The following is a 10,971-nucleotide window of genomic DNA, read 5'->3' on the forward strand; positions in this document are numbered from 1 at the left end:
TGCTGACATTGGCCCCCATCCCGGTCGCGATTCGCGCCGCATTGGTGCCGACCACCCCGCCGCCGAGCACGACGACATTGGCCGCGGGCACACCCGGGACCCCGCCGATCAGCAACCCGCGCCCGCCCGATACCGCGCGCAACGCGCTCGCCCCGGCCTCGATCGACAGCCGCCCGGCGACCTCGCTCATCGGCGCGAGCAACGGCAGCCCGCCCGAGGCGTCGGTCACCGTCTCATAAGCGATCGCGCTGACCCCCGAGGCCATCAGCCCGCGCGCCTGGCCGGGATCGGGGGCGAGGTGGAGATAGGTGAACAGGATCTGCCCCTCGCGCAATTGCGTCCACTCCTGCGGCTGGGGCTCCTTGACCTTCACAATCATCTCGGCCCGCGCGAACACCTCGGCGGCGGTATCGACGATCGCCGCGCCCGACTGGCGATACACCGCATCCGACGCGCCGATCCCGCCGCCGGCGCCGGTCTCGACCAGCACCTGATGCCCGTGCGCGCAATATTCGCGCACCGCGCCGGGGGTCAGCCCGACACGAAATTCGTTGTTTTTGATTTCCTTGGGAACGCCGACCAGCATGTGATCTTCCTCCTCGTCCTGTGCCGGACGATCTATCAGGAACGCGCGCGCGGTGCACATCAAGATCGCTGCCACGCCGCCGATCGGTCACCCCACCTTGTGCCGGGCGCCACCGGGAGGCAAAGGCGGCGCGACGGTGGAATTGAATGTCGATCGGCACCGATTGATAAGAAAAATTTAAATTCGTTAAATTGACAGCAAGCGCGTTGCGATCCTTGTATAGGCGATGGCGATGACCCCTAACGAAACAGCCCCGCCGGACACGGCTTATGCGGACGCCGCGACGCGGCTGCTGCGCGGCCGCCCCGCGACCCGCGATGCCTTGCTGCCGTTGCTCCACGCGTTGCAGGACGAGTTCGGCTATATCGCCGATGCGATGATCCCGGTCGTCGCGGCAGCGCTCAACCTCAGCCGCGCGGACGTCCACGGCGTCGTCACTTTCTATCATGATTTCCGCCGTGCCCCGGCGGGGGCGCATGTCGTCCGGCTGTGCCGCGCCGAAAGCTGCCAGGCGCGCGGCGCCGCGACGATCGAGCGGATCGCGACGCAGCGGCTCGGCGTGACGATGGGCGCGACCAGCGCCGACGGGCGGGTGACGGTCGAGCCGGTCTATTGCCTCGGGCTGTGCGCTACCGGCCCCAACGCGCTGGTCGACGGGCGCCCGGTCTCGCGGCTCGACGCCGCCAAGCTCGAGCGGATCGCGGCGGAGGTGCTGGCATGACCCGCGCCTACGTCAGCGGCGATATGGCCTCGGTCGCGCTCGGCGCGGACGAGGTGGCGGCGGCGCTCGCCGCGCGCGGGGTCGAAGTGGTTCGCACCGGCAGCCGCGGGCTGTTCAGCATCGAACCGTTGATCGAGATCGATACGGCGGAGGGCCGCATCGCTTACGGCCCGGTCGAGGCGAACGAGATCGACGCGGTGCTCGACGGCACCCACGCCAGCCGCATCGGCCGGATCGAGGATCACCCCTTCTTCGCGCCCCAGCAGCGTTTCACCTTCGCGCGCTGCGGGGTGATCGATCCCTTGAGCCTCGACGATTATGCCGCGCACGGCGGCTGGCAGGCGCTCGACAAGGCGCGCGCGTTGACCCCGCAAGCGGTGGTCGACGAGGTCAAGGCGAGCGGGCTGCGCGGGCGCGGCGGCGCGGGTTTCCCAACCGGGATCAAGTGGCAGACGGTGCTCGACACCCGATCGCCCGAGAAATTCATCGTGTGCAACGCCGACGAGGGCGACAGCGGCACCTTCGCCGATCGCATGCTGATGGAGGGCGACCCCTTCTGCCTGATCGAGGGCATGGCGATCGCCGCGCACGCGGTCGGGGCGGGACACGGGTTTATCTACATCCGCTCCGAATATCCCTTCGCGATCCGCGTGATGCAGGCGGCGATCACGCGCGCCGCGCCGCGCATCGCACCGTTCGCACTCGAAGTGCGGGTCGGCGCGGGCGCCTATGTCTGCGGCGAGGAAACCGCCCTGCTCGATTCGATCGAGGGCAAGCGCGGGCAGGTCCGCGCCAAGCCCCCGCTCCCCGCGATCGAGGGGCTGTTCGGCCGCCCGACGGTGATCAACAATGTGCTGAGCCTCGCCGCGGTGCCGTTCATCGTCGCCGAGGGCGCGCAAGCCTATCAGGCGGTCGGCTTCGGCCGGTCGCGCGGGACGATGCCGATCCAGCTTGCCGGCAATGTGCGCAACGGCGGGCTGTTCGAGGCCGGGTTCGGCATCACGCTGGGCGAGCTGGTTAACGATATCGGCGGCGGCACCGAGACGGGGCGGCCGGTGAAAGCGGTGCAGGTCGGCGGGCCGCTCGGCGCCTATTTCCCCCCCGCGATGTTCGACCTGCCGTTCGATTACGAGGCGTTCGCCGCGGCGGGCGGGCTGATCGGCCATGCCGGGATCACCGTGTTCGACGACACCGTCGACATGGCGCATATGGCGCGCTTCGCGATGGAATTCTGCGCGCACGAAAGCTGCGGCAAATGCACCCCTTGCCGGATCGGCGCGGTGCGCGGCATGGAGACGATCGACCGTATCGTCGGCGGCGGTCGCCAGCCGGGCGGGCTGGAGGCGATGCCGCAGATGCGCAACGCAGCCGCGCGGCCCCGCGACCGCGCCGCGGAAATCGCGCTGCTGCGCGATCTTTGTGATACGATGAAGTTCGGATCGCTTTGTGCGCTCGGCGGGTTCACCCCTTATCCGGTGCTGAGCGCGCTGGATCATTTTCCGCAGGATTTCGATCAGCCTGCGACGGCGCAAGCGGCGGAGTAAGCAGCATGGCATGGATCAGCGAAACCGACCTCGGCACCAAGCCGGCGCCGGATAGCGCGCGCACCGTCTCGCTCAGGATCGACGGCGACACGGTGACCGTCCCCGAAGGCACCTCGATCATGCGCGCCGCCGCGCTGCGCGGGACGAATATCCCCAAATTATGTGCGACCGATCGGCTCGACGCTTTCGGATCGTGCCGGCTGTGCCTGGTCGAGATCGAGGGCCGCGCGGGCTATCCCGCCTCATGCACCACCCCCGTCACCGAGGGGATGGTGGTGCGCACCGAAAGCGCGAAGCTCGCCAAGCTGCGCCGCGGGGTGATGGAATTGTACATCTCCGACCACCCGCTCGATTGCCTGACCTGTTCGGCCAATGGCGATTGCGAATTGCAGGACCAGGCCGGCGCGGTCGGCTTGCGCGACGTGCGCTACGGCTATGACGGCGCCAACCATCTTCAGGCGGCGAAGGACGAGAGCAACCCATACTTCGACTTCGACCCGGCCAAATGCATCGTCTGCTCGCGCTGCGTCCGCGCCTGCGACGAGGTGCAGGGCACATTCGCGCTGACGATCGACGGCAGCGGGTTCGGCTCGAAGGTCGTGGCGAGCGCCGACGAAGGCTTCCTGCCGTCCGAATGCGTCTCGTGCGGCGCCTGCGTCCAGGCCTGCCCGACATCGGCACTGATCGAGAAGACCGTCACCGACATCGGCACCCCCGATCGCGCGATCGTCACCACCTGCGCTTATTGCGGGGTCGGCTGCACCTTCCGCGCCGAGATGCGCGGCGAGCAGCTCGTGCGGATGGTGCCGTGGAAGGAAGGCAAGGCCAATCGCGGGCATAGCTGCGTCAAGGGCCGCTTCGCCTGGGGCTATGCCAACCACCGCGACCGTATCCTCAACCCGATGATCCGCGAGAGCGTCGACCAGCCGTGGCGCGAGGTCTCGTGGGACGAGGCGATCGCGCATACCGCCAGCGAATTCCGCCGCATCCAGGCGAAATATGGCACGCGCAGCGTCGGCGGGATCACCTCGTCGCGCTGCACCAACGAGGAAACCTTCCTCGTCCAGAAACTGATCCGGCAGGGCTTCGGCAACAACAATGTCGATACCTGCGCGCGCGTCTGCCATTCGCCGACCGGCTATGGGCTGAGCACCACCTTCGGTACCTCGGCGGGGACGCAGGATTTCGACAGCGTCGAGCATTCCGACGTGATCATGGTGATCGGCGCCAACCCGACCGACGGCCACCCTGTCTTCGCCAGCCGGATGAAACAGCGGCTGCGGCAGGGCGCGCGGCTGATCGTGGTCGATCCGCGGCGCATCGATCTGGTCCACAGCCCGCATGTCGACGCGGCGCATCACCTGCCCTTGAAGCCCGGCACCAATGTCGCGGTGCTGACCGCGATGGCGCATGTCGTGGTGACCGAGGGGCTGGCCGACGAAGCGTTCATCCGCGAACGCTGCGACTGGGACGAATATAGCGACTGGGCCGCCTTCGTTGCGCAGCCCGAGCGCTCGCCCGAGGCGACCGAGGCGCTCACCGGGGTGCCGGCGGCCGATCTGCGCGCCGCCGCGCGGCTGTTTGCCACCGGGGGCAATGGCGCAATCTATTACGGTCTCGGCGTCACCGAGCACAGCCAGGGCTCCTCGACCGTCATGGCGATCGCCAATCTGGCGATGGCGACCGGCAATATCGGCCGCGAGGGCGTCGGGGTGAACCCGCTGCGCGGGCAGAACAATGTCCAGGGTTCGTGCGACATGGGGAGCTTCCCGCACGAATATTCGGGCTATCGCCACGTCTCCGATCCGGCGACGCGCACGCTGTTCGAAACCGCCTGGGGCGTCTCGCTCGATCCCGAGCCCGGGCTGCGCATCCCCAACATGCTCGATGCGGCGACCGACGGGACGTTCAAGGCCTTGTTCATCCAGGGCGAGGATATCCTGCAATCCGATCCCAATACGCATCATGTCGCGGCCGGGCTGGCGGCGATGGAATGCGTCGTGGTGCAGGATCTGTTTCTCAACGAAACCGCCAATTACGCGCATATCTTCCTGCCCGGATCGACCTTCCTCGAAAAGGACGGCACCTTCACCAATGCCGAGCGCCGCATCCAGCTCGTCCGCAAGGTGATGGACCCGCTCAACGGCTATGCCGACTGGGAGATCGTCCAACTCGTCGCGCAGGCGTTGGGGCTCGACTGGCAATATACCCACCCGTCCGAGATCATGGACGAGATCGCCGCGCTGACCCCGACCTTCGCCAAGGTCAGCTATCTGGCACTCGAAGAGCATGGCTCGCTGCAATGGCCGGCGACCGATGCCGCGCCGCTCGGCACCCCGACGATGCATGTCGACGGGTTCGTGCGCGGCAAGGGGAAGTTCGTCGTCGCCGATTATGTCCCGACCGACGAGCGCACCGGGCCGCGCTTCCCGCTGCTGCTCACCACCGGGCGCATCCTCAGCCAATACAATGTCGGCGCGCAGACGCGGCGCACCGAGAATGTCGCCTGGCACGCCGAGGACCGGCTGGAGATTCACCCGCACGACGCCGAGAACCGCGGCCTGCGCGACGGCGATTGGGTGAGCCTCAGAAGCCGCGCCGGGGAGACGACGCTGCGCGCGCTGATCACCGATCGCGTCGCGCCGGGAGTGATCTATACCACCTTCCATCACCCCGACACGCAGGCCAATGTGATCACGACCGATTATTCGGATTGGGCGACCAATTGCCCCGAATATAAAGTGACGGCGGTGGAGGTTTCGCCCTCCAATGGGCCGAGCGAGTGGCAGCGCGCTTATGCCGATCAGGCGGCGCGCGCGCGGCGGATCGAAACCGAGGCCGCCGAATGAGCGACACGATGATGTCGACCACCGATCGGCTGGTCTATATGGCCAACCAGATCGCGCGCAATTTCGCGATCGAGGGCGAGGAGGTCGCGATCGAGGCGACGCGCCGCCACATCCGGCGCTATTGGGACCCGCTGATGCGGCAACGCGTCATCGCCAGCCTTGCGGCCGATCCGGCGCAGTTCAGCGATATTGCGCGCGGCGCGGTGGAGGCGCTGCGCGACGCGGCGGGGTAAGGGAACGCTCCTCTACCACCCCGGCGAAGGCCGGGGTCCAGTTACGAACCACGCGATGCTGGACCCCGGCCTTCGCCGGGGTGGCAAGAGATTTGCGGCATTCCATCCCCGGGTCTCGCAACGCGATACAAGCTACGCTTGACCCCGCCCATGCCGCGTTGCAGCATCGCGGGTCATGGCAGCCCTCCCTCCGATCACCAACAACCCTGACGTGCGCTATCTCGGCCGCGTTCTGGGCGATGTCATCCGCGCGCTCGGCGGGGAGCGGCTGTTTACCGCGACCGAGACGATCCGCTCCGCCTCGGTCGAGCGGCATCGCGCCGGGGGGCCGCCGGTCGATCACCACCTTGAGGCGCTGTCGCTCGACGAGACGCTCGATTTCGTCCGCGGCTTCATGTTGTTCTCGATGCTCGCCAACCTCGCCGAGGATCGCCAGGGCGTCACCGCCGAGGAAGGCGCCGATGTCGCTGCCGCGCTCGACCGGCTGACGCGCGACGGCGTCGACAAGGCGGCGGTGGCGGCATTGCTCGAACAGGCATTGGTCGCGCCGGTGCTCACCGCCCACCCCACCGAGGTGCGGCGCAAATCGATGATCGACCACCGCAACCGCATCGCCGCGCTGATGGCGCTACGCGACCGCGGGGTCGAGACGACCGCGGACGGCGATCAGGTCGACGAGGCGATCGTGCGCCAAGTCGCCCTGCTGTGGCAGACCCGCGTGCTGCGCCGCGAACGGCTCTATGTCGCCGACGAGGTGGAGACCGCGCTTTCCTATCTCCGCGACGTCTTCCTGCCGGTGCTCCCCGCGCTCTACCAGCGCTGGGATCGCGCGATGGGCGAGCGCGTGCCGTCGTTCCTGCGCCCCGGGAGCTGGATCGGCGGCGACCGCGACGGCAACCCTTTCGTCACCGCGCAGTCGCTCGAAACCGCGCTGGCGCGCGCCGCCGAGACCGCGATCGTCTATTATCTCGATCAGCTCCACGCGCTCGGCGCCGAGCTGTCGATCTCGCGCGAGCTCGCGCCGGTCGACGCGGCGGTGCTCGCGCTGGCCGAGGCGAGCGGCGACACCGCCGAAAGCCGCGAGGACGAGCCGTATCGCCGCGCGATCTCCGGCATTTACGCCCGGCTCGCGGCGACCCACCGCGCAATCACCGGGCGCGACGCGCCGCGCCCCGGCGCGATCGATCGCGAACCCTATCCCGGCCCGGCCGAGCTGCGCGCCGATCTCGTCGCGCTCGCCCGTCCGCTTGCCGCGGCCGGCGGGGGCCTGCTCGCCTCGGGCGGGGCGATCGGCCGGCTGATCCGCGCGGTCGAGGTCTTCGGCTTCCACCTCGCGACGCTCGACATGCGGCAGAACAGCGCGGTCCACGAGCGCGTCGTGGCGGAGCTGCTCCAGCGCGCCGGGGTGTGCGACGATTATGCCGCGCTCGACGAGGACCAGCGCGTGATGCTGCTGCGCCACGAACTCGCCAGCCCGCGCCCGCTCGTCACCCCTTATGCCGATTATTCGGAGGAGACGCAGGGCGAGCTCGCGATCGTCCGCGCGGCGGCAGCGGCGCATGCGCGCTACGGATCGGCATGCATCCGCCAATATATCGTGTCGATGACCAAATCGGTCTCGGACCTGCTCGAAGTCAATCTGCTGCTCAAGGAAGCGGGGCTCTATCGCCCGGGCGCCGAGCCCGAGGCGGCGATCATGGCGGTGCCGTTGTTCGAGACGATCGAGGATCTGGAGGCGGCGCCGGCGATCATGGCCGAATGGTTCGCGCTCCCCGAAAACCGCGCGACCATCGCCGCGCGCGGGCATCAGGAAGTGATGATCGGCTATTCGGATTCGAACAAGGACGGGGGTTACCTCACCTCGACCTGGCAATTGTCCAAGGCCTCGACCGCGCTCAAGCCGGTGTTCGAGGCCGCGGGGGTGGGGATGCAGCTGTTCCACGGGCGCGGCGGCGCGGTGGGGCGCGGTGGCGGATCGAGCTACGCCGCGATCCTCGCCCAGCCGCCCGGCACGGTGCAGGGCCGCATCCGCATCACCGAACAGGGCGAGGTGATCGCGGGCAAATATGGCACGCGCGAAAGCGCCGCGACCAATCTGGAGGCGATGGCCTCCGCCACGCTCGTCGCCAGCCTCGAACCGCCGCAGCTCTCCAACGCCGAGAATGCGGCGTTCGGCGCGGCGATGGACGCCTTGTCCGACACCGCCTTCGCCGCCTATCGCGATCTGGTCTACGGCACCGAGGGGTTCACCACCTTCTTCCGCCAGATGACGCCGATCGCCGAAATCTCCGGGCTCAAGATCGGCAGCCGCCCCGCCAGCCGCACCAAGAGCCAGCGGATCGAGGATCTGCGCGCGATCCCCTGGGTGTTCAGCTGGGCGCAGGCGCGGGTGATGCTGCCCGGCTGGTATGGCGTCGGCCACGCGATCGCCGATTTCGCCGACAAGCCGTTGCTCGCCGAAATGGCCCAGGGCTGGCCGCTGTTCGCCGCGACGCTCGCCAATATGGAAATGGTGCTCGCCAAATCGGACATGGGGATCGCCGAGCGCTATGCCGGGCTGGTCGAGGATGCCGATCTGCGCGCGCGCGTCTTCACCACGATCCGCGACGGCTGGCGGCGGACGCAGGACGGGCTGCTCGCGATCACCGGCCAGTCGCGATTGCTGGAGAAACACCCCGCGCTGGAGGCGTCGATCCGCTTGCGGCTGCCCTATATCGAGCCGCTCAACCTGCTCCAGATCGAGTTGATGCGGCGGCACCGTGCGGGTGAGACCGATGATCGGATCGGCCAGGGCATCCTCCTGTCGATCAACGCCATCGCCACCGCGCTGCGTAATTCGGGGTGAGCGCCCTCCCTTCGTCATTCCCGCGAAGGCGGGAATCCATTCTGCCCGACCTCGCCGATAGAGGTGCAACGGCAGTGCTTATGGATTCCCGCCTTCGCGGGAATGACGAAGGAGAGATCAGGCGCGCGCTCAAGCGCTCCCCTTCTCGCTACGCTTATTCCCCCACGAACGGAGCCGCCACCTCGCGCGGCACGCGCATCAGCCGGCCGCTGGCGCGATCGATCAGCGCCCAGGTGGTGGTGCCTTCCACCTTCACCCGTCCGTCGGCCCCGGAGAAACGAAAGTGCCGGTCGAAGCGCGCGCCGCGGGGGGGATGCGGCACCCAGGTCTTGCCGACCGTCTCCTCGCCCTCGGCGAGATTGCCGCGATAGTCGATCTCGTGGCGCGTCACGACCCACACATAGGCCGCCCGATGCGCCGCCGGCGCAACCGCCTCCCAATGCGCCACCGCCAGCTCCTGCACCCAGCGCACCCACACCGCATTGTTGACGTGCCCCAGCTCGTCGATGTCGGCCGGGGTAGCGCGGAAGATGCGGGTGAAGCCGGTCATTGCCGGCGCCAATAGCGGATGCCGAAAAACGCGCCGGTGACGAGGATCGCGCCGCCGAGAATCAGCAACAGGCTGTGCGTATCGGGCACGAGCCGTCCCATCAGCCGCTCGAAACTATGCCCGGCAAGATAGCCGATCGCCGAAAAGGCGATTCCCCAGACGATCGCCGAGACCAAATTGACCGTCACGAAAGTGCGCGTCGCGACATCGGTGGTGCCGATCGCGATCGGGCTGACCGTGCGGAAGCCGTAGATGAAGCGGAAGGCGAAGATGAATCCGATCGGGTGGCGATGGAAAAAGTCGATCGCCTTGGCGAACGCCGGCTTCTCATAGGCGCGACGCACCACGCGGTGATCGTGGAAATGTCGCCCGACGAAGAACCAGATCTGATCGGCGGCGAACGACCCCAGCGCCGCCGCGGCCATCGCCCCCGCCAGCGGAAACAGCCCGCGGTGCGACAGCAGCCCGCCGGCGACGACCACCGTCTCCCCTTCCAGCCCCGCACCGAGAAACAGCGCCAGCAGGCCGTATTTGGCGACGATGGCCTCGACCGTCACCGCGCGTCGTCCACGCCCAATTGCCACAGCACGAAGCTATGCTCCTCGGCGGCTTCGTAGAGGCTGTCGAACCGCCCCGATTTGCCGCCGTGCCCCGCGCCCATATTGGTCTTGAGCAACAGGATATTGGCGTCGGTCTTGGTCGCGCGGAGCTTGGCGGCCCATTTCGCCGGCTCCCAATAGGTCACCCGCGGATCGTTGAGCCCGCCCGAAATGAACAGCGGCGGATAGGCCTGCGCGCGCACATTGTCATAGGGCGAATAGGAACGGATCAGCTCGAACGCCGCCTTGTCGGTGATCGGATTGCCCCATTCGGGCCATTCGCCCGGGGTAAGCGGCAAAGTTTCGTCGAGCATCGTGTTGAGCACGTCGACGAACGGCACGTCGGCGATCACCGCGCCCCACAATTCGGGATCGGAATTGACCACCGCGCCCATCAGCTCGCCGCCTGCCGAGCGCCCGGCGATCGCGATCCGGCCCGCGCTGGTCCAGCCCTGCGCGATCAGCCCCTTCGCCACGTCGACGAAATCGTTGAAGGTATTGGTGCGCTTTTCGAGCTTGCCGTCGTGATACCATTGCTGCCCGAGATCGTCGCCGCCGCGGATATGCGCGATCGCATAAGCGAAGCCGCGATCGAGCAACGACAGCCGCCCGGTCGAGAAGCCCGGCGGGATGGCATGACCGTAAGCGCCATAAGCATAGAGATAGAGCGGGCGCGACCCGTCCTTGGGGAAATCGACCGGGTAGACGATCGACACCGGCACCAACGTCCCGTCGCGCGCGGCGATCTTGAGCCGCTCGGTGCGATATTTGTCCGCATCATAGCCCGAGGGGATTTCCTGCACCTTAAGCGCGGTCAGCGCGCCGGTCGCGGTATCGTAATCATAGACCGTTCCGGGCGTGACCATCGATTCATAGCCGAGCCGCAGGACGGTCTGGTCATATTCGGGATTGTCGCCGAGCCCGGCGGTATAGCTCGCCTCGGGGAAAGCGATGCGCTGGCCCTGGGTCGGCGTGTCGTAGCGGTGGATCGCGATCTGATCGAGCCCGTCCTCACGCCCCTCGACGACGAAGAAGTCGCGGTAG

9 protein-coding genes are annotated in these 10,971 nt (G+C 67.7%); 5 read left to right on the forward strand and 4 right to left on the reverse strand.

From position 1 onward, the window contains the following. The coding region (locus BGN95_RS00275; RefSeq protein WP_502688223.1) for an alanine dehydrogenase at positions 1 to 586 on the reverse strand (586 nt) is incomplete at its 3' end. Positions 587 to 818: 232 nt separating this feature from the next. Between BGN95_RS00275 and BGN95_RS00280 the strand changes: the two genes are divergently transcribed. The 5 genes from BGN95_RS00280 to ppc all read left to right on the forward strand — a co-directional run bounded on the left by BGN95_RS00280 (position 819) and on the right by ppc (position 8,778). After that, the gene (locus BGN95_RS00280) at positions 819 to 1,307 is read left to right on the forward strand and encodes a formate dehydrogenase subunit gamma (protein ID WP_286771267.1); all 489 of its coding nucleotides are present in this window, start codon (positions 819 to 821) and stop codon (positions 1,305 to 1,307) included. Continuing rightward, on the forward strand, positions 1,304 to 2,851 hold the full coding sequence (locus tag BGN95_RS00285; RefSeq protein WP_286771268.1) for an NADH-ubiquinone oxidoreductase-F iron-sulfur binding region domain-containing protein: 1,548 nt from the start codon (positions 1,304 to 1,306) through the stop codon (positions 2,849 to 2,851). Before BGN95_RS00280 ends, BGN95_RS00285 begins: the two co-directional genes overlap by 4 nt. A gap of 5 nt (positions 2,852 to 2,856) precedes the next feature. Next, positions 2,857 to 5,700, forward strand: coding sequence for a formate dehydrogenase subunit alpha (gene fdhF, locus BGN95_RS00290; RefSeq protein ID WP_286771269.1), 2,844 nt, complete (start codon positions 2,857 to 2,859; stop codon positions 5,698 to 5,700). Continuing rightward, on the forward strand, positions 5,697 to 5,933 hold the full coding sequence (locus tag BGN95_RS00295; protein ID WP_265313915.1) for a formate dehydrogenase subunit delta: 237 nt from the start codon (positions 5,697 to 5,699) through the stop codon (positions 5,931 to 5,933). Before fdhF ends, BGN95_RS00295 begins: the two co-directional genes overlap by 4 nt. Positions 5,934 to 6,108: 175 nt before the next feature. Then, positions 6,109 to 8,778: a phosphoenolpyruvate carboxylase gene (ppc, locus tag BGN95_RS00300; protein WP_286771270.1), complete on the forward strand. Its 2,670-nt coding sequence runs from the start codon at positions 6,109 to 6,111 to the stop codon at positions 8,776 to 8,778. Positions 8,779 to 8,932: 154 nt separating this feature from the next. On the opposite strand, the gene BGN95_RS00305 is transcribed toward ppc, so the two are convergent. The 3 genes from BGN95_RS00305 to BGN95_RS00315 form a co-directional block, all read right to left on the reverse strand. After that, a complete protein-coding gene (locus tag BGN95_RS00305; protein ID WP_286771271.1) occupies positions 8,933 to 9,328 on the reverse strand; it encodes an acyl-CoA thioesterase in 396 nt (131 codons plus the stop codon). Then, positions 9,325 to 9,885, reverse strand: a complete 561-nt coding sequence (locus tag BGN95_RS00310) for a DedA family protein (RefSeq protein WP_265313918.1) — start codon at positions 9,883 to 9,885, stop codon at positions 9,325 to 9,327. Before BGN95_RS00310 ends, BGN95_RS00305 begins: the two co-directional genes overlap by 4 nt. Then, positions 9,882 to 10,971, reverse strand: a 1,090-nt coding sequence (locus BGN95_RS00315; protein WP_286771272.1) for a prolyl oligopeptidase family serine peptidase, incomplete at its 5' end; no start/stop codon positions are given. The genes BGN95_RS00310 and BGN95_RS00315, both read right to left, overlap by 4 nt.

Source organism: Sphingomonas sp. 66-10 (assembly GCF_001897045.1).
GTDB classification, from domain to species: domain Bacteria; phylum Pseudomonadota; class Alphaproteobacteria; order Sphingomonadales; family Sphingomonadaceae; genus Sphingomonas; species Sphingomonas lycopersici.